20 protein-coding genes and 1 pseudogene are annotated in these 27,000 nt (G+C 40.6%); 13 read left to right on the forward strand and 8 right to left on the reverse strand.

Annotated features, from left to right (window positions below; genetic code table 11):
* The first annotated feature begins 394 nt into the window (after nt 1–394).
* The 3 genes from OD355_RS00005 (at nt 395) to OD355_RS00015 (ending at nt 2,086) form a co-directional block, all read left to right on the forward strand.
* On the forward strand, nt 395–763 hold the full coding sequence (locus OD355_RS00005; RefSeq protein WP_263036384.1) for a hypothetical protein: 369 nt from the start codon (nt 395–397) through the stop codon (nt 761–763).
* A gap of 19 nt (nt 764–782) precedes the next feature.
* Entirely contained in the window at nt 783–1,106 is a 324-nt protein-coding gene (locus tag OD355_RS00010; protein WP_263036385.1) for a hypothetical protein, read from the forward strand.
* A gap of 203 nt (nt 1,107–1,309) precedes the next feature.
* Entirely contained in the window at nt 1,310–2,086 is a 777-nt protein-coding gene (locus OD355_RS00015) for a hypothetical protein (RefSeq protein WP_263036386.1), read from the forward strand.
* 341 nt (nt 2,087–2,427) lie between these two features.
* Here the strand turns inward: OD355_RS00015 and OD355_RS00020 are convergent, their stop codons facing one another.
* The gene (locus tag OD355_RS00020) at nt 2,428–3,096 is read right to left on the reverse strand and encodes a hypothetical protein (protein WP_263036387.1); all 669 of its coding nucleotides are present in this window, start codon (nt 3,094–3,096) and stop codon (nt 2,428–2,430) included.
* A 144-nt stretch (nt 3,097–3,240) separates the two neighbouring features.
* Here OD355_RS00020 and OD355_RS00025 point away from each other — a divergent pair, with 144 nt between their 5' ends.
* Nucleotides 3,241–4,008 carry a helix-turn-helix domain-containing protein gene (locus tag OD355_RS00025; protein WP_263036388.1) on the forward strand — a complete coding sequence of 256 codons (768 nt, stop codon included), beginning with the start codon at nt 3,241–3,243 and terminating at the stop codon, nt 4,006–4,008.
* A 14-nt stretch (nt 4,009–4,022) separates the two neighbouring features.
* Here the strand turns inward: OD355_RS00025 and OD355_RS00030 are convergent, their stop codons facing one another.
* Complete coding sequence (locus OD355_RS00030; RefSeq protein ID WP_263036389.1) at nt 4,023–4,844, reverse strand: ThiF family adenylyltransferase; 822 nt, start codon at nt 4,842–4,844, stop codon at nt 4,023–4,025.
* 140 nt (nt 4,845–4,984) lie between these two features.
* On the opposite strand from OD355_RS00030, the pseudogene OD355_RS00035 reads away from it, so the two are divergent.
* Nucleotides 4,985–6,084, forward strand: a pseudogene (locus OD355_RS00035) (IS3 family transposase).
* 307 nt (nt 6,085–6,391) lie between these two features.
* Here the strand turns inward: OD355_RS00035 and OD355_RS00040 are convergent.
* The 3 genes from OD355_RS00040 to OD355_RS00050 form a co-directional block, all read right to left on the reverse strand.
* Complete coding sequence (locus OD355_RS00040; RefSeq protein ID WP_263036390.1) at nt 6,392–7,180, reverse strand: APH(3') family aminoglycoside O-phosphotransferase; 789 nt, start codon at nt 7,178–7,180, stop codon at nt 6,392–6,394.
* Between the two features lie 457 nt (nt 7,181–7,637).
* Nucleotides 7,638–8,381, reverse strand: a complete 744-nt coding sequence (locus OD355_RS00045; RefSeq protein ID WP_263036391.1) for a LytR/AlgR family response regulator transcription factor — start codon at nt 8,379–8,381, stop codon at nt 7,638–7,640.
* Nucleotides 8,378–9,457, reverse strand: coding sequence for a sensor histidine kinase (locus tag OD355_RS00050; RefSeq protein ID WP_263036392.1), 1,080 nt, complete (start codon nt 9,455–9,457; stop codon nt 8,378–8,380). The genes OD355_RS00045 and OD355_RS00050 overlap by 4 nt, the downstream gene beginning before the upstream one ends.
* 208 nt (nt 9,458–9,665) lie before the next feature.
* Here OD355_RS00050 and OD355_RS00055 point away from each other — a divergent pair, with 208 nt between their 5' ends.
* The 5 genes from OD355_RS00055 to OD355_RS00075 all read left to right on the forward strand — a co-directional run bounded on the left by OD355_RS00055 (nt 9,666) and on the right by OD355_RS00075 (nt 17,440).
* Nucleotides 9,666–10,064: a hypothetical protein gene (locus tag OD355_RS00055; RefSeq protein WP_263036393.1), complete on the forward strand. Its 399-nt coding sequence runs from the start codon at nt 9,666–9,668 to the stop codon at nt 10,062–10,064.
* 24 nt (nt 10,065–10,088) lie between these two features.
* Complete coding sequence (locus OD355_RS00060) at nt 10,089–12,881, forward strand: outer membrane beta-barrel protein (protein ID WP_263036394.1); 2,793 nt, start codon at nt 10,089–10,091, stop codon at nt 12,879–12,881.
* 58 nt (nt 12,882–12,939) lie between these two features.
* On the forward strand, nt 12,940–13,479 hold the full coding sequence (locus OD355_RS00065; protein WP_263036395.1) for a GNAT family N-acetyltransferase: 540 nt from the start codon (nt 12,940–12,942) through the stop codon (nt 13,477–13,479).
* A gap of 355 nt (nt 13,480–13,834) precedes the next feature.
* The gene (locus OD355_RS00070; protein ID WP_263036396.1) at nt 13,835–16,237 is read left to right on the forward strand and encodes a TonB-dependent receptor; all 2,403 of its coding nucleotides are present in this window, start codon (nt 13,835–13,837) and stop codon (nt 16,235–16,237) included.
* Between the two features lie 9 nt (nt 16,238–16,246).
* Nucleotides 16,247–17,440, forward strand: coding sequence for an MFS transporter (locus OD355_RS00075; protein ID WP_263036397.1), 1,194 nt, complete (start codon nt 16,247–16,249; stop codon nt 17,438–17,440).
* On the opposite strand, the gene OD355_RS00080 is transcribed toward OD355_RS00075, so the two are convergent.
* Entirely contained in the window at nt 17,437–18,387 is a 951-nt protein-coding gene (locus OD355_RS00080) for a helix-turn-helix transcriptional regulator (RefSeq protein ID WP_263036398.1), read from the reverse strand. The genes OD355_RS00075 and OD355_RS00080 overlap by 4 nt on opposite strands.
* A gap of 126 nt (nt 18,388–18,513) precedes the next feature.
* Between OD355_RS00080 and OD355_RS00085 the strand changes: the two genes are divergently transcribed.
* Together OD355_RS00085 and OD355_RS00090 are read left to right on the forward strand one after the other, a co-directional pair.
* The gene (locus tag OD355_RS00085) at nt 18,514–20,298 is read left to right on the forward strand and encodes an ABC transporter ATP-binding protein (protein WP_263036399.1); all 1,785 of its coding nucleotides are present in this window, start codon (nt 18,514–18,516) and stop codon (nt 20,296–20,298) included.
* A 15-nt stretch (nt 20,299–20,313) separates the two neighbouring features.
* Nucleotides 20,314–22,047 carry an ABC transporter ATP-binding protein gene (locus OD355_RS00090; protein WP_263036400.1) on the forward strand — a complete coding sequence of 578 codons (1,734 nt, stop codon included), beginning with the start codon at nt 20,314–20,316 and terminating at the stop codon, nt 22,045–22,047.
* A 143-nt stretch (nt 22,048–22,190) separates the two neighbouring features.
* On the opposite strand, the gene OD355_RS00095 is transcribed toward OD355_RS00090, so the two are convergent.
* Both OD355_RS00095 and OD355_RS00100 read right to left on the reverse strand, forming a co-directional pair.
* Nucleotides 22,191–23,048: an AadS family aminoglycoside 6-adenylyltransferase gene (locus OD355_RS00095; RefSeq protein ID WP_263036401.1), complete on the reverse strand. Its 858-nt coding sequence runs from the start codon at nt 23,046–23,048 to the stop codon at nt 22,191–22,193.
* 227 nt (nt 23,049–23,275) lie between these two features.
* Nucleotides 23,276–23,638: a bleomycin resistance protein gene (locus OD355_RS00100; protein ID WP_263036402.1), complete on the reverse strand. Its 363-nt coding sequence runs from the start codon at nt 23,636–23,638 to the stop codon at nt 23,276–23,278.
* A 614-nt stretch (nt 23,639–24,252) separates the two neighbouring features.
* Between OD355_RS00100 and ligD the strand changes: the two genes are divergently transcribed.
* The gene (gene ligD / locus OD355_RS00105; RefSeq protein ID WP_263036403.1) at nt 24,253–26,991 is read left to right on the forward strand and encodes a DNA ligase D; all 2,739 of its coding nucleotides are present in this window, start codon (nt 24,253–24,255) and stop codon (nt 26,989–26,991) included.
* Nucleotides 26,992–27,000: the final 9 nt, after the last annotated feature.

Genomic DNA, 27,000 nt, shown 5'->3' on the forward strand with positions numbered 1-27,000 from the left:
CTCCCACTCATCTGATGTATTGTTGATGTTGGTTAAAGCCAGCGAACGAACGCCTTTATCCGCCGCTTCCTTGACAAGTTTGCCGGTTGAATATGTGCCGTAGCGCAGGCTGTAATATTTTTTACAGTTCAGATACATGTTTCCTCCTTTTCAGGAAGTAAAGGTATAGATTAAAAACTAAAATATTTAGTATAAATACTAAATATTTTAGCTACCATTTATAGTTCGTTGATAATGCAGCTAAAAAATTAAACGAATGTTGCTAAGATCAACATGTAAGAAATACTAAACCAAAGTATAGATTTTTCAATAAAATATTATCTTAATATTCCTAACATAGGAAATTTGAATACTTTCATAAATGAATAGAAAAAAATTCTGATAAAATAGCAACGTGAAGATTATCAACCAAATCATGATCATTAAAAATTCATTATTATTCCTTTTTTTAGTTTCTACTTTGATTTCTTGTAAAGCTTTACAGTATGGAAGCAATTATCCGGAAGAAAGTAAGTTTATTAACATAACGTCTATGGGACTACCCAAAAAAGACTTTGTTGCCAAATATGGCAATCCAACAAGTTTGATTATACAAACTGACGGAAGTGAAAAACTTTATTACTCAGAAAAATTACAAACTGTTATTGTTACTACAATATTCACGTTCAAAAAGGGTGTTCTTGTTGAAATGGAACTTCTTAATATTTCAGAAAACTTCCAACCTTATATGGATTCAATTAGATGGGAAATAAGGACACATTAATTAAACAAAATATATAATCATGAAAAAAATCACACAGTTCGCTTTAATGGCATTAGCCTTTGCATTTTTGGCGACTTCCTGTACGAAGAAAAATGAACTTATTGTTGATGAAACTCATAAATCATCTAAAATATCAGGTCATAGTAGTGAAAAATTTTTATCTAAAACCTTTTCCAATTTGAACGACACGATTATTCCTTTGAAAAAAGAAGATTACCTAAATCAACAAAAAAAGAACATGTCTGTGGTTAGGTCGGGGGATGTTTGGAGTGACCTTTATCAGCTTGAAGGAATTGAATTTCAATTGAGTACTATTAACAGCTATTTTGGAAAAATACTTTAAAAACTAACGGTGCAGGTCAGCCCCTCACATTTGATTCGTATACAACTAACCCCAGTGAAGCACATCTATTTTATTTAAAATTTTTACCAGCATCATCTGGCATCCCGTATATGATCTACTCTTACAAAGAAAAAAAGCCAGTTGGAATAGGCTCATATCAAAGTGATCCTAATACTTAAATCGTTTATACCAAACAAAATGATGTGGGAAGTACATTTGGTTTTGCTTGGGATTTCTTGACAGGTACAAATAATAAAGGATATATAGTTCAAAATAATGATATCCCTTTTGCGGGAGATGATAGTCCATGGGATATTTATTATAGAGTTATTACAAATAATCAAGGAAATGTCTCATTGCAGCGCAATTCCAATTCTCTTTATCAGCAATTCAATGTTATTCCAAATGATGAGTTTCAAATCCTACAGATGACAATGGATATTGATAATGCTATAATATTATCTTCAACCCCAACTGTAATTTCTCAAAAGACTGTTGAAAATCCAACAAATGAAATTGGATCTAGAACAGTTACCTTTACAGAAATCAAACAAGATAAGTACGATTTCAAAGAGTCTTCCGGCGTCTCCTATCAGTATACTGCAAATATCAGTGCTAGTTTTGAACTCTTTAAAATAATACAAGCTAGCTCTTCTTTCACCTTTACTACTGGAAATACTACTTCATTAGAATACACAACAGGAAATAGCAAGACTATTCAATTAAGTGACAGCTATACAGTACCTGTACCCCCTCAAACTCGTTCTTTGTGTACATTTAATGCTATGAAACATTTAGCTAATGTACCTTATACTGCCACAATTAAGGGCATTAGAACAAGAAAACCTATAACCATCCATGGTTATTTTGAAGCAATTGATTATACTACATCAAACCTAAGAGTTGAAAACTTTCCCATAACTGGAAAAACTATAATACCATCAAATGTTATGTACATAGAACCAAATAAAAAGAAATGACGAAATCAGCATTAATCCTTATTATTCGGAATATGGACAGATAAATCGTATGACAATTGAAATTCTACAAATTTTTCTTTATAAAGACATAATGCCAAACTATTTTTTTACATTCAGGGAGCCGCAACTTACGGCTCTCTTTCATTTACCTTAATAGTTCATTTGTTCTTAATCATACAATAATTTTAAATGCCTTTGTGGCTGTTTGGAATTGCAAATATTATTTGTTGAGACAAGTGCTTCCTGGCTAACATAACTTATTGGAAATCTTAGTTAACATACTGAATTTGATTATAAATGGAACATCCGCTCCATTTGTTATATCAAGCCTATTAATTCCCCTAAATAATAAATGACTTAATGGCTAAAAATAAATCTACATCTTTTTCATTTTCTTCTTCAAAATATGTTTGATTCTTCTTTATAAATGACATCAACGTATCGTCTTGTATACAAATGGGAAAGGTTTCAGAACAAATATATTCAATTGAGCTACCTAACGTCTCTACATTAATACCAAATTTACGAAGTGTATAGATCAGCTTCGCATCACATTCTGCAAATAAAATGCTGTTCCCAATCGATGCTATGGGATAAAAAGCATTGAACAACATTTTCTTCAGAAGTTTTATTCTGTTACCCGGTATTTTATTCGAGATAAAGAACCTGCCAACATGCCATATATTTTGCGTTTCAATAAACGGCAACCGATCTATTTTTATACCAAACAATTTTTCTATGGGTAATGTGCAATTTCTATCCCGTAAAGTAGTTCGTATTGATGCGTGTATATTATTTTTTTTATGATCCCGTAAAACATAATATACCGAGTTGCTGAAGTAATTGGTATCTTCAGCATATAGAACCCCAAGCTCTTCCAAATAATCTTTTTGTGTAAAATTTATAAAATCAAAGTGGTCGTATATATCTAATATAAAAGAGCTTAGCAGTTGTTTTATCTCATTTTTTTGAAGAGTACTTAAATAATAATCTTCAGGTATGTAATGCATTTTTTTTTAGGTTTAATTACTCCGACGGACAAAGTTAGATAGCTATGGTTATATTTCGTGATTTTTCATAAAATACTATACTTTAGTGTAGTTCTTCTTTTATTGAATTAATTTAATTTTGTAAAGAATGAAAAATTATCCCATATGAAAAACAGTATAACACCAAAAAGCTTTGAGGAAGTAAGCCTGGTAGTACTGCCTAAAGGTAGAAATGATTATCTGGGTTTAACTTCTTACGTAGAAACAGCAAAAGCCATTTCCAGAGCCAGCCATCAATGTGTTTACATCTTTGATTATTACAAACAAAACTTTCTGTATTTGCCTGATAATTCCATGTTCTTATGCGGTAAAAAGGCACCCAAAGTAAAAGAGCAGGGTTTTAATTTTTTTATAGATCATGTGCCCGAAAACGAAGTAAAGATGTTAGTAAAAATCAATAAGGTTGGCTTTGAGTTTTTTAATAGTCTTGGGGTTGAAGATAAATTCTTACATACAATTTCATATAACTTTCATCTTAGGCAAAGCAAGGGAGAATACATATTGGTTAACCATAAATTAACGCCCATAAAAGTTGATGAGTTCAATAATATCTGGCTGGCGATGGGTTTGGTTACCATGGCTTCTGATACCAGCATAGGCAATGTGGAAATAATGAAAACCGGCACAAACCAAATTTATCAATATGATTTTGATAATGAAAAATGGGAGCTGAAGAATGGGCTGCAACTATCATCCAGAGAAAGAGAAATTCTATTTCTTACCGCACAAGGCTTAACAAATAAACAAATTTCAGAAAACATTCACTTGTCTGAGACGACCATAAAATTTCACAAAAGCAAGCTTTTTAAAAAAATGGGCGTGAATAATATAGCCGAAGCGTTTGTATATATTACCAACTATTTGAAATTGTGAATGATGGGACAGCATTAACTAATCAAAGAGGTAAAATAAAAGTCAGGGAAGTATTTTATCTTCTTATCCCTAACAAAACTAAAAATAATTTCATTTACCATTGCTGCAAGCAGGTAAACGCCTGCAGATAGTTGAGGGGGTGACAAATTTAAGTTTTCAGCTTTATATTCATTTATAAAATCCTCAATCCAAGTATATTGTTGTCCTGTTTTCTTTAAATTATCAATCAAAAAAGCCGCGACCTTGAATTCAAAATTCATAAAGTTATTTCCAAGCATATCCATTGGATCTCCGGTTGGTGAAATGATTGTTACGAAACCGGCCCATCCGAAATTATACGGATGAATGACCGGAATATTTTTCTTTTGACATATTTCATCGAATAGAAATGGTACGTTAGAGGAAAAATCAAGTGCATTGATAGCAATACCAAAATCATGTATAAAATTGCTCACATTCTCAACTGTAATAAATTCTGAAAATATCTTTATCCTCGCATTCTTATTAATGCTAAGTAATCTTGTTTGCAGAGAGATGGTTTTATAATTACCAATATCACTCTCCGTATAATTTTGTCTGTTCAAATTGCTGAGCTCTATCTTATCTCCGTCTATGATTGTAAGATTTTCAAATCCAAATCTTAGAAGGCATTCAGCTATGACACTGCCAATGCCTGCGCCGGCTAATAAAATCCTGAACTCTTTGATTGTTCTTTGATCTTCTTCGTTTATATAAATTCTATTTCTATGATAACGGTTCTCCATGTCTAAAACTATTACTTCCCAAAAGTAAAATAATCTTAAGAAAATCCTCATAAAGCTTTGCAGTATGCTCATTTCCTATACTTATGTATAGTTTTTTCAGGAATTCGATTGAAGTTTATGTATTCATCCTTTGACCTCCCCCCTAAAAACCGTAGCGTTTAAAAGTAGAAAATTGGGGCAATATTCATAAATTGAAAAATGAAATATTGCGCATGAAAAAGTCAAAATTTACAGAGGCCCAGATCGTGTTTGCGATACGGCAATCTGAGCAAGGTGTAAGGGTTGAGGAGATCTGCCGGAAGATGGGGATTTCGGAAGCTACTTTTTATAATTGGAAGAAAAAGTATGGCGGTTTAGGCGTATCGGAGCTTCGGGAACTCAGGATGCATAAGGACGAGAACGCCCGGTTAAAGCAAATGGTGGCCGACCTGAGTTTAGATAAACAAATGTTGCAGGACGTGATAAAAAAAAAGCTCTGAAACCTGCGCAGAAAAAAGCATTAGCCGAATATCTCATGCAACAGTACAAGGTATCAACCAGGCGTTCTTGTCAGGTCATGATGATTTATCATTCGGTGTTTTATTACAAGCATCGTCGCAGAGAAGATCAACCCCTGCGGCATAGAATTAGAGAAATAGCCGAAACGAGGATCAGGTATGGTCATTGGCGTGTTTAGACTTTGCTCAGGCGTGAGGGTTGGAAGGATAATCACAAACGGGTCTATAGGGTGTACAAGGAAGAAGGGCTTAATCTAAGAGGTAAGAGGCCAAGACGTAGCAAGGCTGGAGCACATCGTGTGGAACGCCCTGATAACAACAGTTTACACGCCTGTTGGTCGATGGATTTTGTCAGTGATGCGCTATTTGACGGCAGAAAGTTCAGGGCTTTAACTATAGTGGATAATTTTAGTCCTGAATGTTTGGGTATTGTAACAGGCCAATCATTGAAAGGAAGTGATGTTGTGAGCGCATTGGAGCAAATCCAGGCGCAAAGAGGTATATCTCCTCAAAGAATCCAGACAGACAATGGCAGTGAATTTACTTCTAAGGAAGTGGATCGCTGGGCATATGAAAACAACGTTACAATGGATTATTCCCGGCCAGGTAAGCCGACGGATAATCCGTTTATAGAGTCATTCAATGGAAGTTTTAGAGATGAATGTTTAAATGCGCATTGGTTCTTATCTTTACAGGACGCAACTGAAAAAATCGAGGCTTGGCGAATAGAATATAACGAGTTCCGGCCTCATAGTTCTTTGGGTGATAAAACACCAGCTGAATTTATTGATTGGTGGAAAAGCCAGCAGATGTAAATACAATTATTTTATGCCTGCCGGCGGCTCCTACGTACGCAATGATGTGTTACGATCTTTAAACAGAAGGATCAAATAAGTGACCACACATCATTGCGTCCGCAGGCTTACAACTAATAGAAAACAGCCCCGATTCTACAATTTAAGCTGCTACGAAATATGGGAGGACGTCAAAATTTAATGGTTTTCCAACTAAACTTGTCCGATTTTCGGGGGGAACTATAAAAGCAACCGTTAACATTGCTCAGAAAATATATTGTAATAAGACTCACTTTGGACAGTATCCGGTTCAGCACCTCTAAAGTATCTAAAAAAATTCATCGAGCAGTCTGTAGAATTTCATTTTACGCTCATCCAACCCGGACATTCCGTATTCATGGCAGAATAGACTGACCAGGTCATCATCAAAGTGATCCTGAATATTTCTTACTGCAATGGCAATATCCCGGTACTTATCGGCCACCCCTCCGCCGCCGATATCAATAAACCCACTGAGGCGATCTTCATGAAAGATGATATTGTCAAGGCTGTAATCTCCGTGGGTAAATACCAGTTCATGATCAGATGGCTTTAATTCCAGCAGCCTGTAAAACAGTTGTGAAGCAGTTGAATACCGGTTTTCCGGTTGCAGGTCGTCCATGTCCATCAAGCTGTTATCCAGATTAAACCTTGCTTTACTGATTATAGTGTCGAGCGGCTGTACCTGTGCCGCGCTGTCTATTGGCAGGGAGTGCAGGAGCTTCAATGCACGTGCATAACGGGTGACTATTTCTTCAGTATTGAGTTCGCCGATATAGGCCTCAAGGGTTTTACCGCTTAATTCTGAGACGCAAAGCAGTTCCTCTGATCCTGTTGTGTAAAAAAAGGCCACGGCAGGAACGGGAACTTTATTCAGCAGCCATTCATAATTTTGTTTTTCGCTGCAAAGGCTGTAAGATGCAGCATTGGCAGGCTGTGTTTTTAAGATGTAAGTCCCTTTAGTTTTTGTGATTATTTTATACAGACAAGCAGCAGTAGCCCCTCCGGGGATTGGCAAAACCTCGTAGTTTCGGAAATACTGGTTTAAAATATGTTTTAAATCAAAAAGTGGTGTCATACTTGCATAGTTACAAAAAGTTATTCATCGCTATTAACCGCATCTTGTCTATCCGGCAATTGACAAAGCATTTGCAACTATTCAAATTTTTTTTCTTTGCTAAGCATATTACAAATGGCTGCCGCTAACACATTGATTACAGATGCCGACTTAATTTATTCTTCACTGTATTATCGGACGCCAGGATTTGTTTAGAGCTAAGATAGCACTTTATCATCACACTTGAGAGTTCTGTTTCGAACTTATGCATTGTAAAAGCAGATTGCCTGAGGGTTATCGATTTGAATAGCAATTAATGGCCGGACAGGTCAAAAATAATTATCTCTGTGGATAGCTTGAGAATTATTTATTCACTGAATAATAAAAAAGGAAAAATCATCAGATGGTTGATAAAGCAATATTAACTAAGAAGCAAAGCCATGTTTAATTATATTTAAACACTGTTAAGTTTTATGGGTCAATTCCATTTACCAATAAATTGTGAGAAGATATCCTTATACTGATGGCCCACGTTGATCAGTATCTTGCCAATATGTACTGAGCTTTTGGTCATCGAAGTGATCTTGTCCAGCGAAATAATAAACGAACGATGTACGCGCATGAAACGTTTCGCGGGTAATTTTTCTTCCAAGGCCTTCAGGCTGGTGAGGGAGAGTAATGGTATTTCTGTATTCTTTAATTGAACTTTCACATAATCCTTCAACCCTTCAATATACAAGATATCGTCCAAGGCTATGCGTACGAGTTGATATTCTACTTTTAAAAAGATATAATGCTCATGGGTGTGTTCAGGCTCATTTGAGATAACGGGTGGTGTAGCACGTCTATTCAGTAACTCTGTGTAATGTAAAGCTTTATTGCCTGCACGCAGGAACTCTTCATAGTTAAAAGGTTTTAGCAGGTAATCCAGCGCATCTACCTGATAGCCTTCAATGGCAAACTGATGATGAGCAGTTGTAAATATAATGTGTGGTTTATTCGTTCGTTTATCCAGGGCTCGCGCCAGTTGAATGCCGTTAAGGTCGGGCATTTGTATGTCCAGGAACACTACGTCTATCTTCTGCGTGTGAATCGCATTCAATGCGTGCAAAGCATTTGAATATTTTCCCACCAGTTTAAAAAATGGAGTCTGTTCAATAAATTTGCTCACCTGCTCTAACGCCAGGGGTTCATCATCTACTGCTATGCAATTTAAAGTCATGATAAATTAAGAATTAAGTGAACAGTATATTCATTATCCGCATTCAGTTCGCATATATCCAATTTATGCTTACCGGGATAAAGCAAATCAAGCCGCCGCCTTGTATTTACCAGGCCAATACCGCTGTTAGTATCTATATCAACACTAAAGTCATTTATAATCGCATTCTTTATGGTAATATCAAGCATGCTGGCGCGTTGCAGGATGCGGATGTCGATGTGGCTTCGCTGAGTTGCGCTCACTCCATGCTTAAATGCGTTTTCCAGGAAAGGCAGTAGCAGCATGGGCGACATAGACATATCCACTAAGTCAGAAGGCGTATCAATACGCACCTTCACCGCATCAGTCAGCCTCAGTTGCATCAGTTTGATATAATCTTTCACAAAGGCAATTTCCTGGCTCAATAGTGTCTCTTCCTGATGCGTTTCATAAAGCAGGTACCGCATCATGCGCGAAAGCCGGTGAATGGCCTGGCGTGCCATCTCCGCATCAACCGTTGTAAGTACATAAATATTATTCAACGTATTAAAGAAAAAGTGAGGGTTGATTTGCGCCTTAAGGTATGATAATTCCGAAGTTATTTTATCTTTCTCCAGTTCGTCTCGTTTTTGCTTGTCTTTCTGCCACTTCCCAATGGTCGCCAGGCTGGTGCTGATACCCAGCACTAGTACAGAAATCACTAAAGTAAAAACTTGCAATATATTTTCTCCGCGATGTGCCAATATTTGCATCATCACGCGTTTATGAAAAGCCTCATTAAACAATATTTGCTGTAGGTTAAGTGCCGGCTCACTCCATCCGTCTAAAAATATGATCGCTATAATAACACTAAGTATGATAGCAAAATAAGCTCCTGTACGATTTTTTAGCAAAAACTTCGGCACCAGAACAAACGCATTAACATAAAATGCAATCACGAGCAGGCCAAGCGTAATTACTTGCCTGACCCAGAATTGATAATGAATATCAATACCTGAAAGGAATGGAACATAAAAGAAAATAGCCAGCCCGAATACACACCATGCCAGAACATGCACCAATAGCGTGATCCGTTTATTTTTTGATAGGTGTATCATGGATTTATAAAGTAGGCAATATAACCTATTTAGAAATTACCTGCAAACGCAACCGCCGGCGCCCCGTTTTTTACCGACGAATAGTAAATTATTATCTGCTAACTTCTAAAACAATCCTTGGTCGCATACACACCTCTCCCCGTCTGTGTTCATAAGCTTGCTATCTATTACGTTTTTTGGTAGTTGAATAAAGTTTTTGTTTTGTCTTATGAAGATCCGCTTAATAACAATATTTATCTTCTTTACCTATTGTGCATTCCTCATCAAAGTTATGGTATTTAAAGACGTGCCATTCATCAGAATCGGATGGATGATGATTTATTTTGGAGCTTGGCAAACAGACCCGGCCAACTTAATACTCTTCAAGACCATTTTAATATACCTGCCTGGCGGCAAGGGTTTCATCATCGGTGGCATCAATCTTATCGGGAACACTGTACTGGTTATTCCTGTCGGGTTACGCAGCCCTATTAAAATTACGGATCGCACTACTATAAGAAACTCAGCCGGTGCCATTTCAGCATCAGGTTTAAAGATAGGTAACAGGGTAACGATAGTCATATTCAATCAGATAAAGACGGGAAGAAAATTTCAGCCACCGTTTTAGTCTGCAACGCACAAAATTAAAAATATGAAAACGCATTTCCTTACAGTCATCGTATTGTTTTTAACCACTCAATTGTATGCGCAAACCGGCCGCCAGGTAAGTGGTGTTGTAAACAATGCGGAAGGCACAGCACTGCCTGGAGCAACGATCAAATTATTAACCGCTAAGGACAGCTTAGTTGTTGCCGCTGATGACCAGGGCAGGTATCACTTTCTTTCAGTGCCGGTTAATCAGTTCAGCCTGCTGGTTACTTCTATTGGTTATCAGCAGGCAAAGTATAGCTATAGGCTTCCGCCCGGCAGATTGGCTGTCGAACTATCGCCGGTCATTTTGAAAAGCGATACAACTACACTTAGAGACGTTACCGTTAGCAGCATTACCGCTGTGAGAATGAAGGAGGACACGATTGAATATAATGTTGCAGCATACAAAGTGCGTAAAGGTGCCGTAATAGAAGATGCACTTAAAAAAATGCCGGGATTGGAAGTTAGCAGAGACGGCAGCATCTCTGTACAGGGCAAACAGGTAAGTAAAGTACAACTGAATGGAAAGGATTACATGGCCGGTGATGTAAAAAGCCTTACCCGAAATTTACCTGCAGAACTGGTGCAGAATGTGCAGGTAATAGATGATCACGGCGATCAGGCCAGGCTTACAGGAATTAAAACCAGCGATGCACAAAAGGTGATGAACATCAATATAAGAAAAGACAAGAATCATGGTTATTTTGCCCTGGCAACAGCAGGTGGTGGCGGTGATATGATTCCTCAAAGCAGGGGCGGAAGGAATAACGGACGCTATGCGGCTTACACTAACATATTTAATTTCGAAGGCCAGCGGCAGATCACCCTTTCAGGAGACCTTAACAATACCAACACAAGCCTGTTCGATTTTAGCGAAAGTGGAAGAAAAGGTCCGCCCGATCTGTTTGGCGATAAACAGAATGGTATAACTACTGTGCGCTCATTGGGATTTAACTATCGTGATGATTGGGGAAAACAGCTCACTGTTTATGGAAGCTACAGCGTTGCGGAGAATGGAGTAAACACTATTTCACTAACAATAAGAGATAACCTATCGGGGCAATCCGCGTCCACACAGACGAGCAATAGCAACAGGAATGACCGTAATTTGAATCACCGCGCTCATTTCAATATAGAGTTCAGGCCAGATACCCTGAACTATTTTAAACTTATGCCCACGTTTTCTTATGGTAATATGCGCACCAATGAATCTGTTGCAAGCAGGTTGCAGGCAAGCAATGACAGCGGTGCTTTAATGTCGGACTATACCAGAAGTTTGCAGGCCCGTTCTTCATCAATCAATTTTGGAATCAGTGCATTATACAATCATCGCTTTCGCAGGCGGGGACGCAATATGAATATATTGCTCAACGGCTGTACGGTAACAAGTGATCGGTACGAAAATCCTGTTTACAATTTTATGGCAGGCACAGCAAATGCTCCGGCAAACCAGATCATCAATACAAGCGGGCGTACAGACAGTGCAGGTGTATCGTTGTCGTATCTGGAACCAGTAGGTAAAAAGTCATACTTCGAATTCAATTACAATTTTCAGAACACCAGTATAACAGCAGACCGGTTGACGGACACTCTTTCCGCTACCGGCGAAGTAAACCGTGCATCCGATCTGAGTAATGATTATAAGTTCGATTTCATGATCAACCGTTTTGGAGTCAACTACCGGCTTATAGAAAAGAAATACAATGTTACATTAGGTTTCGCCGCGCAGCCAGCCTTACTCCAGGGCTCATCATCAGCTATGGCCAGCACGCGTAAGACATCCCTCAACTTTTCTCCCGTACTGCGGTATGTATACAACTTCTCAGATCTTCAGGCCATAGCCGTTAACTTTTCGGGAGAAAGCAGTTCGCCGTCTTATTATCAATTGCAGCCGGTAACCGATTTTTCTAATGCCAATTATCCTGTTCAGGGTAACCCCACACTACTGCCGGAGTATAACAATACCCTGCAGCTCAGGTATAACAAATTCGGTGATGGAACAGGTAAGACCTTTTTTACCACCTTGAGCTTTACACAGACCAATCACAAGATTGTAGTCAATACGGTCACTTATCCCGGCAATTATATACCCGACCCTAAATTGGCCGGCACCATACTCACCAACTATCGTAACACTTCAGGCTTTTACAATGTTTCCGGCAATTACGTGCTCTCCGGTGCCTGGGCCAAACGTAAATATACCTGGCTGTTGAATGGCAACATTTCTTATAACAACAATATAGCTTACCTCACTGATGTCCTCGACTCCAAGGGCATGAATCAAGCGATAAGAAAAAACATCGCCAAAATCCTAATACTCGCGCAGGGTGCTCGTTTCAGGGCAGATATCCTTGATGTGATAGATGCGGACGTCAGCGCCAATTACCTGATCAGCCATTCCGGGAATGCCATACCGGATGCTGATCTGAACAAGAATTTTCAAACCATTACCCTCGGCACTAGCGGCAAACTGTATTTTTTAAAGAACTGGACGCTGGGCTACACCTACAATAAGACGATTTATAAATATTTCCAGGGAGCCGCTAACCCAAATTTGTTCGATACCTATATTGAGTTCCGCTTTCTAAAGCAAAACATGGCTGCCATTCGTTTTTCAGTCTATGATCTGTTTAATGAAAATACAGGTTTTTCCTCAGCGCAAACTGCGCATAATATTATACAAACCAACGTAAAGCGTTTAGGCCGTTACTTTCTTCTCAGCTTTACATTCAGGCTACAAAAGTTTGCCGGGAAGGTTCCGCAGGAAGCGCCAGGCATGGACAATGGTGGTTGATCGTAGGTTTGTTTTTTTGGAAATATTAGCTTAAATATGTATTCCTTAGAAAAATATAATGACGATAAAACCACTCTACAATATTGATCAAGCACACCTCGGCAACTGGGGCCATAATGGCTATAGGTCTGGCTGGAAATATGAAGCAGTAAGGGAAGCAGGCAATGAAGGCTTTCACTTCATAATCAAGCCCCGAAAGCTGGAAGAGACTTTTGTAAAGTACTGGCACATGGATACCAAAGACATCCTGGAACTGAATGAAATTGCTGCGCAAGGGCATTCTTTTGGCGCTTACGATAATGGTAAACTTATCGGCTATATTATCTGTGAGGACAGGGACTGGAATAACACGCTGTTTATAGAGACTTTTCTTATCGCGGAAAGCTACCGCGGAAAAGGTATAGGTTCGCTTCTTATAACCGAGTTAATAAAACATGCCGGTGAAAAGAAGTACCGGCTTATAGAGCTTGAAGTGCAGAACACGAATTTTCCGGCCATAATGTTCTATCAAAAAAATGGCTTTTCGATTACCGGCCTTAATTTGAAGTTGTATAATAAGCTTGATGAGATAGCACTTTATATGACAGTTGAGCTATGAGGCGTTATGCTCCGCAATTATGTACAAAGTATTCATTGCTTACCCAGCTACAACCATTATCCGGAATTTCTAAGCCTGTAACAAGCAAGAAGCAACTACGTCTATTACAGTAAATGCCCAGTTATTATGCACAGCTCTCTGCCTGGTTTCGACGCGCCGCTGACATAGCCGGTTTGAAACCTCTGGTACTATCTTTTGATATGGTTGAAGCAGGAAAATCACCAATATCATCTAAGCGCTTTGCAATTGTGAATTTCACAGCTTTTCTTCCATTCACGGCATCAATACTTCTTTTTGCGTTACCTGGTAGCTCAAGTAATGCTGGAATTTTGCGGCAATTCAAATATAATTTAAAATGATTCTAAATAGACCGGTAATAGTTGCTCCGAAAAAATGTATAATCTTTATTTTAGTATGGCTATTCACGTTGCCTTACTCATTTTCCCAATCGAAAAATGGAAGATTATCCGGAAGCGTATACGCTGAGGAAAGGATCCCTGTCCCTGATGCCATCATTTCCATTTCAACACTATCATTAACTACTCATACAAATATTAAGGGTGACTTTTCTTTTAATAAGATTGCTGCGGGAACCTACGAAATTAGCGTAAATGCGATGGGGTATAAAGAAGTGAAGCAGACTATTTACATCAGCGAAGGCAAACAAAACACGATAGAAATAAAATTGGCGCCGCATGCCGCCACGTTAGAAACTATAACTCTAACTGCCGAAAAAAGGACAACGCTTTTACAAAAAACACCTGTTTCGGTATCGGTGTTGAACGCAAGAAAAGTTGAAGCTTATCGGCTTTGGTCAATGAAAGATCTGAGTGCTGTTGTACCCAATCTGCTCGTTGCCCACGTAGGCAGTGATCTGCCTTCTTACGCCATCAGGGGTATGTATTCCAATGCAGTTGACCAGTCTGTGTCCGTATATGTTGACGGAATTATCCAGTATGATGCTGACAATACATTACGTAATTTATACAATATTGAGCGTATTGAGGTGCTGCGAGGGCCGCAAGGAACTTTGTACGGGAGAAATGCCATGGCAGGCGTAATCAATATCATTTCCAAAAAACCTGGCAATGTAACGTCCGGCTGTGCGGAAATCTCGTTGGGAAACTACGGAACACAACGCTATTCGGCAGGAATTACTACCCCGATTGTAAAAGACAAATTGTTTGCAGGACTTTCAGGAAGTTACAATAAGACAAACGGTTATTACACCAACTCATTCGACAATCAGAAGTTGGACAAAAACGATCAGTTAGAGGGCAGCTTACATCTGCGGTACCTGCCGTTTGTGAACTGGGCCTTCTTCCTGAATGTAAAGGCACAGCAGACTTTCAATCATGGTACATTCCCGTATATAAGGAACGATAGCATTGCACTGGCAGACGGCTATGTAACTGCCCAAAACGCGAAGGGTGTGCACCGCAGGCACATATACAGTGCAGCATTATCTGCACAGCATTACGGCAAATGGTTTGACCTGGCAAGCATTACCGGGTTTCAGTATACTGACAAATTCGTGGCCAAAGGACTTTGGGACGGCGATTGGTCTGCTTACGATTTTTTTGAAATGGGATATGGAGGTCGTCCGAAAGACAACAGTGGCCGAACGTTCACACAGGAAATACGCCTCAACAGTGCCAACGAAACTTCTGATAAATGGAGTTGGACGGCAGGAGCATTCTATATGTATCATCCGGAAAAGGAAACGTCCTTATTGATAGCAGGGGAAGATGCCGCTACCATCCTGGATAATCCTTATGCTCCTTACACGCTTTCAACGCCATCAAAACTTACCAGTAACGGCTATGCTTTGTTCGGACAGGCAACATACAAGCCAACATCCAAACTGAACATTACCGCAGGGCTGCGGTACGACAGGGAAACCAAATATATGTACACCCAAACCACCATGATAAAAGCGGGCTATCCCGATATGGATTTGGCAAAAAGAATAAGACTGGACGGCAAATACAGAGCCCTGTCACCAAAATTTAATATCGCTTACCACCTCGATAATTCTATGATGGTATATGCTAATTACTCAAGAGGTTTCAGGGCAGGCGGATTAAATACAAGAAGCCTTGATCCTGATTTCTATGCTTATGGCCCGGAGTTCAGTGACAATTTTGAACTGGGATACAAGGCGGGCTGGCTGGATCAAAAATTATTTACCAACCTGGCACTCTTCTATACTAATTGGAATGATATGCAGGTTACTGCCTTTGGAAATACACCGGCCGAAACAGGCATACGAAATACAGGGAATGCAGAACTAAAAGAAATAGAACTGGAAATCACGACCGTTCCGGTTAAAGATCTAAGCATAGATTGTCATTTCAGTTATAATCATGGCAGCTATACAAAGTTGACCAAACCCGATGCAAGCAGCGGAACCCAAATAAACTTAAAAAACAACCAGCTTATCATGCAGCCTGAGTATATGTCCATGCTGGCTACGCAGTATTCAAAGATCATCGCGGGCAACCTGAAAGGTACGATCCGTGGCGAATGGAGTCTTCTTGGGAAACACTACCTGAACGTGGATAACACAGTCGTCCAAAAGCCCTATTCGTTGGTTAACGCAAAGGCAGGAGTTTCGTATAATAAAATTGAGCTGCAATTTTGGGCAAGGAATATTTTTAACGAACGCTACCTTTCATTTGTATATCCGTCCGGCGCACCCTATGCTATGCTCGGCTTTCCTGCCACATTCGGGGCAGGCATTATCGCCAAATTTTAATACCCTGTTTTGAAAACAAATAAAAAATACACCCTGCTGATATTGCTGTTTACCACGCAAACAATTCCCATCGCTTTTTTCGGACATGCTGTGCCGGCAATTATGCGCGACAAGGGCCTATCCCTGGAAGCAATAGGGTGGTTCCAAATGGCGCTTGCTCCTTACGGCTTCAGCTTTTTGTGGGCCCCTGTCGTGGACAAATATGGGAGAACGTATTTTAGATGGGTAAACATCTCCACGTTATTATATGCAGTATTTATATTTCCTCTTATATTTTTTGGCTTCGACAACATGGTCCCGCTAACCATATTAGTGGCACTTGCTGTAATTTCTATGACCACGCAGGATCTGGCTGTGGACGCATTTGCCATCAGGTCGTTAAGCGATGGTGAGAAAAGCATTGGCAATGGCATGCAGTCAGGAGGCGCCTATTTTGGTTTCCTCATCGGAGGCGGTGTGCTGTTGATGGTTTACAACGCTATTGGGTGGTCAGCCTGCATCCTTATTCTTTGTGTGCTAATTGTTCTGCCGTTATATTATACTTTAAAATATAGCAAGCATAGCACAAAAGACAATTCGGCATCTTCAATAAGCCTGAAAGATATATTTTCTTATTTCAAGGTGAAAGAGTTCCTGAGATGGATAGTGATGCTGCTGGTTATAAAGACACCGTTGGAAATCGTGTTTCAGTTTCTAAGACCTTTATTGATCGATAAAGGTTACCGGCTTGAGCAGGTAGGATTTATGTTTGGCATCATTACCATGTCGTTTGCAATGGCCGGTGGATTTTTGGCGGGTTTATTCTTAAAAAAGAAGAGTGAAAGGATAAAATTGATAACAGCCATAACCGGCTCTGTCATCGCCATTGGTTTCGCACTGCTCATGGCTGAATATAAAGCTTTGCCCTATTCGGCTTACCTGCTCTTTTGCTCGATTATCGGCTTTGCTTGTGGCTGGAAGGCTATGGTAGTGTTCCATATTGCCATGAACAAAGTGAGAGCGGGAAAGGAAGCTACCGATTATTCTTTTCAGAGCTTTTTAGGTTCTGTGCTTTTTATGCCCATGTTGCCGATAAGCGGCATGCTTGCTGACAGATATGGCTACACCTTGCTGTTTAGCCTGATGGTGTTTTTTTCCCTGATTATCTTTGTAATGGTGATCCTGCTTTCAAAAGCTCGGCTGACTCAACCAGCACACGATTAGCTTTTTAATTCACTGGGCAAAATACCGAATTTGCGCTTGAATGCTGCTGCAAAATGCTGCGGGTGCTTATAGCCGATCTGGTCGGCCACTTCGCCGACGTATAGTTTCTCGCACACCAATAGTTGCCGCGCTTTTTCCATTTGAAGATCCTTGACGTAGCCGAAAACAGTAGTTCCGAATAATTCCTTGAAGCCGCTTTTTAATTTGGTCTGGTTGATACCTACGATTTTAGCCAGGTCGATGATGGTACACGGTGTGTGATAGTTCTTTTCAATATACAACCTTGCTTCGTGCAGGCACGAAATATCACGGTTGTTTAATTTAGTTGTAATAACCGGGTTGTTTATAATCGATTGAACCTGTTGGAGAAAAAGATCAGCAGCTTTAGTTTCCAGGAATAGCTGTTGCAATGAACCGGTAAACAGGCTGCTATCCAGGTCTTTAATACACTGAAGCATGGCAGGCATTATGGGGCATTTGATGGCCGTGCTGTATTCATTTTTATGTAAACTGTTGAAAAGAACCTCTGAATAGGGCGCCTCTTCATCAATCACCTTTTGTAAAAATGACCGCTGCACAGCGAGCTCCAGAAATTCATGTTGTTGTCCGGCAGTGATACTATCTGCTTCTGCCTGCTCTTTGTGCTGGTAATAGGCACTGTAAGTATTTACACACGATGCAGTAAGATTAAGGCCTTCATTAGTGAAAGTACTGTTCAGGACAAAATGAGCCACATAAAACGAATCATCAAAATTTAAAGAATAGGTGCTGTCCGTTTCAGAAGATTGTTTTCCACGCATCAGATGAAAATTCCTTAAAGATACATCGTTCAGCTCCATTGAAATATTGTCATCTTTATATACCGTAGTACTTTCCAATAATTGCGGGCTGAAAAAATCATTTTCAGCAAATAAAGTCGCTTCTCCTAATTGCATTTTATACCCCATAGCAAACTTCCTTTTACGGCTTTAATACTTCCAAAAGCGTTGATGCTCATCGGTAACTCATCAAGAACTTTGCAGACGTAAACCTTACCGTAAAGGTACATTATTTAGAATGAAATTAAATTAGACATGGCATTAGAAAACCTTACCCGTCAAGAAAAATTAAATGATACCGCTCAACCCACGAAACTTATGAGCAGTGATGCTCTAAGCCGTTTGCTATCTCCTGTAAAGGGCTATATCATTGCAGGATGCCTGTTAGCTATGCTGGCGTCGGCTTTCGGATTAGCGCCTTACATCGCCATCGCAGAAATAGCGGTGCTCATCTTTAAGGATCCTAATACCGCTTCTCAAGCAGTTTGGCAGTGGGTAGCCATTGGGATAGCAGGAACGTTTCTTCGGATGGTTTTATTGGTCTTTTCAACACGGCTGGGACACATTGCCGATGCGGAAATCCTGCATAAAATCCGTATCCGTATTGTCAGGCGTTTGGGAACTATACCCCTGGGTTGGCTCAGGGCAAAAGGTTCGGGCGTGATTAAGAAAGTAATGACTACCGACCTGGAGGAAATGCACCAGCTCATCGCTCATTCACTTCGTGAGATGATAGGCGCGGTAACGGCAATTGCGGTCAGTATCGCCTATTTATGGGTGGTCAACCGGCAGATGACGCTTATCAGTATAGCTGTTTTGCTGACGATGTATGTCAGCTTCAGGGTAGCAATGCGTTCGGCAACCACACATATGAACAGGCTTATAAATGCCGAGACCAGAATAAGCACATCATCTGTGGAATATGCAGATGGCATTACGGTTGTAAAAACCTTTGGTGTCGGCGGAAGGTTGTTGTCGCGTTTTGATAACGCTGTAAAAGAATATAGCAATGCTTTTAAAGTTTGGGTTTCGGAAACCAGGTACAGTTCTGCAATTTCACGCATGTTCGCTTCCGAAGTAACCCTTTTAGGCGTTTTGATTATTACAGGAATGCTGTTTATCAGCAAGGGTATGCTTGCTGTTGCAGACTTTCTTCCATTTCTTATTGTAGGCATTGGTTTGCCTACGGCCATCGTTCCCGCCGTACATGGCTCGCAGGGATTGCGTAAAGGCAGGCTTTCCGCATCCAATATTGAGGAAGTGCTGTTACAGGATGTGATTCCGGAAAGTGATAACCCGCAACAACCGCAGGAATATTCCGTTGCTTTTCATAACGTATCGTTTGCCTATTGCGGAAACAATGATGTAATCAGGGATATCAGCTTTGAATGTCCGCAGGGAACGGTAACAGCGTTGGTAGGCAGGTCCGGTTCGGGGAAATCAACCATTGCCCATTTGTTACCCCGCTTCTATGATGTCCGGAAGGGCAGCATCACCATCGGCAGCATCAACATCAGGCAAATAAGTTCCCAAAAGCTTTTGAGCAGCATGTCTTTGGTATTTCAGGACATCGTTTTGTTAAGAGATACCTTAAGGGAAAATATCCGCATTGCCCGTCCTGACGCTACGGACGAGACAATCATAAAAGCAGCGAAAGCCGCATACATACATGAAGTTATCGAACAGCTTCCCCAAGGTTATGACACCGTGTTGGGAAAAGGTAACTTCGGGTTATCGGGAGGCGAACAACAACGGCTGACCATTGCAAGAGCTATGCTTTCAGATGCACCTATTGTAATACTGGACGAAGCAACAGCTTCGCTTGATCCCGACAATGAGGTCTTAGTACAAAGCGCCTTGAGCGCGCTTGTAAAAAATAAAACGGTCATCATGATTGCCCACCGCTTATATACGATAAGCAATGCACATCAGATTATAGTGCTCCAGGAGGGAAGAATAGCTGAAAAAGGAACACATCAGCAATTACTAAACAATAAATCGCTTTACGCGAAAATGTGGGAGGCACAAGCTATTCACTAAATCTTCAGAAATAAAATGATAAAACGACTTTATACTTTATTCCCGAACAAATCGGTTATTCTCAGGCTAACGGTACTTAACGTTATTCTTGCTTTATTACAGGGCATCCTATTGGCGATGCTTGTACCGATACTCCACTGTCTGCTTGAACCGCAACCCGATTATAGTTCGATCACCATTTGGTTGACAACAGGCGGTATAGCTTTTTTATGTTACCTGATCTTAACCGCCATTTCTTCGCCGGTTGGATTTAGTGCAAGTATGAAACTGGCTGAACAATTAAGAAACGATATAATGAGCCGTGTTACACAGTTTCCCTTAGGCTGGTTTACAGCAGATAAAAAAGCGCGTTTAGCCCGAAACATCACCGCTGATGTGGGGTTGATCTCACAGTTGGCTGTAACCATCGGAGCACCTGCTATTGTTGCCATAATCGTTCCTGTAGCAATTATCATTGTCGCCTTTTTTATCAGCTGGAAAATAGGGGTATTATTGCTGGTGTGTATGCCCATTGCACTTTTGGTATTGCGATGGATCGCAAGGATAGCAGCGGAAGAAGACGTAAAACTGGATAAGGAAGCTACCAAAATTGCAGGACAAGCGATCGAATTGGGGCAGGCTCAGACGGTACTTCGGGCGGCTGGAAAAAGCGTTGAAGGTACGGCAGCATTACAGGGGGCGCTTGAAAGGCACCGTATCGTTTACCGCAAAGGATTGCGGCGGGCAACATTGCCCTATTTAGGTTTTACCGGTACGCTTACGGTTGGGTTTGTTGCCGTTCTTTTTTTGACAACCTATCTGTTTCTTGAGCAATCGTTTTCCGTTCCGGAAGCTATTGTTTTATTCATTTTGGCAGTACGGTTTATTGAGCCGTTAGGCCATTTCACAGAATTGATCGGAGCTTTGGAGGCAATGGACAATGCAATGAAACGTGTACAGCAATTATTACAAACCCCTACGCTCCCAATGCCGGAACGCCCGGTTAACGACATTAAAAGCGCATCTGTACAAGCAGAAAACATCGCGTTTGCTTATGGCGAAAATCCTGTAATAGAAAATGTTTCTTTCCATTGTCCGCCGGGAAGCGCCACCGCTTTAATCGGCGCATCAGGTTCGGGGAAAACAACCCTTGTCCGGCTGATTGCCCGGTTTTATGACGTGCATAAAGGAGCTATAAAAATTGGGGGAACAGACATCCGGAAATTAGACTACAACACAATGATGAACGACATTGCCATTATTTTTCAGGACGTTTATTTGTTTGATATCACCATAAAAGAAAACCTGCTGATTGCCAAGCCCGATGCCACAGAATCTGAACTAAAAGAAGCAGCCGCAGCGGCACAGCTTACTGAAATGTTGGAACGCCTGCCCGATGGTTGGGACACAAAAACAGGAGAAAGCGGTTTGCAGCTTTCAGGGGGTGAACGTCAGAGGGTATCCATTGCAAGGGCGTTTTTGAAAAAGGCGCGCATGATACTTATAGATGAAGCAGCATCAGCCCTGGACCCTGAAAATGAAAGGGCAATCAGTAAAGCTATTGCCAACATTAGCCATGATAAAAACCGGACGGTCATCATCATTGCACATCGTCCAGTTACCATACAATCCGCTAACCAGGTTATTGTTTTAGATAAAGGCAAAGTAATAGAAATGGGCAGCCCGCAGGATTTGTTGAAACAAAACGGGCACTACGCTAAATTTATTCAACAGTATCAGCAGCGTAAGGAATGGAAGGTGGAAGGTTAAGTTCAGCTTTTAAAGATACTCATTGTTCGCTATTACTTACCCTTTGGGAAGAAATTATCTGCCATCAGTTTTAACCTGAGATTCATTTCCGAAAAGGCTTTCAATCATCCGGCACATAGTACATCCGCGGGATATTGCCTGCGTTAACGCTTTACGTACCTAAGGTAACTTCTTATATTTTCTTCCAAGTCGAATGGATAATTATATCCCAACCTAACAGCTACGGCGGTGCCCAGCAGGTGAGCTACATCCGCGTAGGCAAACAATGCCTTCCAGTTTTCTTCAAGGTTACTTCCTGAAAAGGTTTGCTCAATTTTTCCCCATAAGCCTGCCGGCAAATATTTTTTAAACAGCCTCCCATGTTTATTGGTGGTGATATTCCAGCCATGCTCACTGCCAATATACCATTCTATGAGCGGAACCAGATAATCTGTTCTCATCATATCTTCAGACATGAATTTGGCATAGAAGAGTTCATCGCGCTTCAGGCATTTGGCAACATAAGTCATGTCCCACCAAAAATCATTCAGCAACTGGTTAAATCTTTTTTCTTCCGGTTTGTTAATGAGCACAGATTGATAAGTTGGGGGTTTTAATGCTGTAGTAATACCATCTTTATCGACCAGCACCTTGTAACCTACATCCCAGTCTTCCGGTAATTCCTCTTTTTGAGCATCCTGCATGAACTCATGCTTTTTGTACAACTTAAAATCAACTTTCACATGATCGTCATAAAGCACCATTTTCATCGCGTTCTTTCCTTCAAAGAATGTCTCATCTTCCTCCACCATTGCAATCGGTTTTCCAAAATCCCACACCCATTTGCTTGAGAATTGGTAGGGATCAATATCATCAAAAACCAGTTCAATATCCAGGTCACTAAACTCGTCAACCGGGGCGATGGCGCTTGCTAAAGAACTGGTCAGCAATACGGCGCGGACATCGTTATTTTCTTTTGCCCACTGGGTAATTCTTTTCAATTTATCTTCTCTTGCCTGCATAGTTGTGGTGTATTGTGAACAGATCTTTTTAAATTTTATATGCTTTTCGAAGTGTTGCTAAATTTGTGGTGCATGCTTTCCCTGCAGGGCAAAACATACAACTTCTTTGATTATTTTTCGCTATTTCATAAATAACGTATATGCCCTAAAGCTGCTACTAAAATTATCTCAACATATTCCGGGTTTAAGCGGCATTTAAAAACTCAGTAATTCTGCTGCCAGCGAGTTCAAACAGGCTCTCCGAATGTAATCAGGTTATTATCAGGATCAACAAGGCAGAACTCTTGCTGCCCCCAGGGTTTGGTCTCCAATGGAGCATTTGGGTGAATGCGCACGTTTCTATCCAGTAGCGCCCGGCACAAGCCTGTAATATCTTTTGTTCTAATATAAACCTGCCCGTAATTACTGTATATATCCAGGCCTTTGAATTCAAAAAAATGGATCTCGATACTGTCTTTAGCCAAAATCAGATAATCACCGTAGTCGGCTAACTCTGTAAATCCCAGTTTCCCTATATAAAAATCTTTTGTTGTGTTTATGTTCCGCATTGGAAGCTTCGGATGTACACTCACTAAATTAAAATTTGACATTTGCAGAATTTGTATCAGGTTGATCAATTAAATGACTTTATAGGATTTCTAAGTGTAAATTAAATAAAAATGCTACTGCAAAATCATAAGAAGAAAAAAAATTTCTGTAAATGCTAAATCATAAGGTGAATGCACATGAAATAACCATAAGCAAGGTTGCATACCAACCGCGGATGAATAAAGGCTATTCCATGTGACCATAAAGAAAAAATAAAAATATACACATGAAATAGCCATAAGCAAAGGTGCATACCAACCGCGAATGAATAAAGGCTATTCCATGTGACCATAAAGAAAAAATAAAATATACACATATGAAATAACCATAAAGATTAGGAATCTATACGGGAATGAGTATTGAATCTAAAAAAATGGTTATTCCATGTGGCAACTGAAAAAACAAATAAATATACACACATGAAATAACCATAAGCAAGGTTGCATACCAACCGCGAATGAATAAAGGCTATTCCATGTGACCATTAAGAAAAATGAAAAATATACACATGAACTCCCTTACACATTGTAAACAATTCTACCAGCCTGTACCTGAATCATTTTCAAAGTGGAATAGTATTTGATTCACTAAATATACTCACCACATAATCTGAACTATGAGCCTCGAAAAATATAAACAAAAACGGGACTTTAAAAAAAGCCCCGAGCCTACAGGCGGCAAATCTGATGACAACAAGCTGCGCTTTGTAATTCAAAAGCATGATGCCTCTCACCTCCATTACGATTTCCGGCTGGAAATGGAAGGCGTGCTCAAAAGCTGGGCAATACCCAAAGGCCCTTCTACAGACCCTTCCGTAAAAAGGCTGGCAATGATGGTAGAAGACCATCCGTATGACTACCGTACATTCGAGGGGATTATTCCAAGCGGCTATGGCGCAGGTACCGTTATCGTTTGGGATGAAGGGTTTTATGAACCGGCAGAATCAACAGCAAAGGATAAAGATACACAAGATAAAGAATTGCGGCATCAGCTCCACGCGGGTAAATTAAAGATCACCCTGAAAGGTAAAAAACTGAAAGGCGATTATGCACTGATCAAAGCCCATGGCCGTGGAGAGAATGCCTGGCTGCTTTTTAAGATCAATGATAAATATGCATCCACGGAAGATATTTTACTGAAAGATAAATCTGTCATCTCAAAAAAAACATTGGAGCAGGTGGAAAAAACCTCCTCAAATTTTTATGGCCAGCCGCCGGAACAGGAAAAGAAAGAAGCTTCAAATACTGTAAAAAAAGTTGCTGCTAAAAAATCCGCTCCGTCAACGACTGCCGCGAAAAAATCTGCAACAAAAACCGGAACAATAAAAAAAAAGCCTGAACAGTTAGCTGTGTCAGCATTGATTGCCGATGCACCGGATCAACCTTTTTACACCAGCCTAAAACCTATGCTGGCTACACTGGTAGACAAACCTTTTGAGGACGAAGGATGGTTGTATGAAGTAAAATGGGATGGATACCGGGCCGTAGCATTCATGAATGAAGGCGAAGTGATACTGAAATCAAGGAATGATAAGGGTTTCGAGGCAAAGTTTTATCCTGTCTATGAGGCGCTGAAAAGCTGGGGCATCCATGCGGTTGTGGATGGCGAGATCGTGGTGATTGATGATAACGGCAAGTCCAATTTCGGCGCATTGCAAAACTGGCGTAGCGAAGCTGACGGAGCCTTGTATTATTATGTGTTCGATATGATATGGCTGGACGGCAAAAACCTCAGCCAGCTGCCATTATCTAAAAGAAAAGAAATACTGCGTTCGCAATTGCCAGGCGAAGGCATTATCCGGCTTAGCACTGACTTTAGTGAATCAGGAATAGATTTCTTTGAAGCTGCAAAGAACATGGGACTGGAAGGTATCATCGCCAAAAAAGCCGACAGCGTATATACTACTAATGCCCGTTCCAGAGAATGGCTGAAAATCAAAGCCAATAAACGACAGGAAATGGTGATTGGTGGCTTCACAAAAAATGATGATACCAATAAACTGTTCAGCGCATTGCTGGTAGGTGTTTATGACAATGGCAGGCTGCATTACACCGGCAAGGTAGGTACCGGGTTTAACCGCAAGATGCAAAAAGAAATGATGGATCAGTTTGAAAAAATCATTATTGACACGCCGCCTTTCAAAGAAATACCAGATATCAATAAACCTTCTCGTTTTCGCCCGAACCCGCCGCACGCTATGGCTACCTGGCTAAAACCTGAACTGGTATGTGAAGTAAGTTTTGCAGAAATGACCTCGGACGGTATCATGCGGCACCCCTCTTTTGAAGGTATGCGCGCAGATAAAAGCGCTAAAGAAGTAGTTATGGAAAATGAATTACCAACCGGGCAAATCGTACAGCAGGCCAATGACAGGGAGGAGTCAACCATTGTAAAACCGGCAGATAAAAAAGAAAGGCGAACACTATTAAATCCTACAGAAAAAACACAGGTAAAAAAGGTCAACGGCCACGAGCTGAAATTCACCAACCTGAGCAAAGAGTTCTGGCCAAAAGAAAAAATCACCAAAAGAGATCTCATCAATTATTATTACCAGGTAGCGCCTTATATTTTGCCTTACCTGAAAAACAGGCCCCAATCCATGCTGCGCCACCCTAACGGCATTGAAGGCGAAAGCTTTTTCTATAAAGATGTTACAGGACGCGCGCCCGAATGGATAGAAACCTATCTCTATCACAGCGATGCCGATAACCGTGACAGGCAATACCTTGTAGCAAAAGACGAGGCAAGCCTGCTATACATGGCCAACCTGGGCGCCATAGAAATGAACCCCTGGCACAGCACGGTGAAAAAAGAAGATTACCCCGATTGGTGCATTATGGATCTTGACCCGGCCGAAAATACTTTTGAACAGGTCATCGAAGCTGCACAGGTAACCCGTGAAGTGCTGGAAAGCCTGGGCATTACCGGCTACCCTAAGACCAGCGGCTCTACAGGCATACACATTTATATTCCTTTAAGGGCCAAATATACCTATGAACAATCCAAGGAGTTTGCGCGAGCCATTGCCAAGATGGTGCACAGCCGCATTCCTGAATTTACAAGCATTGAGCGCGCAGTAAAAGACAGGCAGGGAAAAATGTATATCGATTTTTTGCAAAACCGGCCACAGGCAACGGTTTCAGCGCCTTATTCCGTAAGGCCAAAGCCGGGCGCTACTGTTTCCATGCCATTGGAGTGGAGCGAAGTAAAAAAAGGTTTAAAGATGTCTGACTTCAACATCCACAATGCAATGGACCGCATCAAATCATTAGGAGATATCTTTAAACCCGTGATCGGCAAAGGCATTGATATGCGCAAAGCCATCAAAAATTTTGAAAACCTGGCGGAAAAATGATCAGGAGCA

The sequence above is a fragment of the Haoranjiania flava genome (assembly GCF_025631005.1).
GTDB lineage: Bacteria > Bacteroidota > Bacteroidia > Chitinophagales > Chitinophagaceae > Haoranjiania > Haoranjiania flava.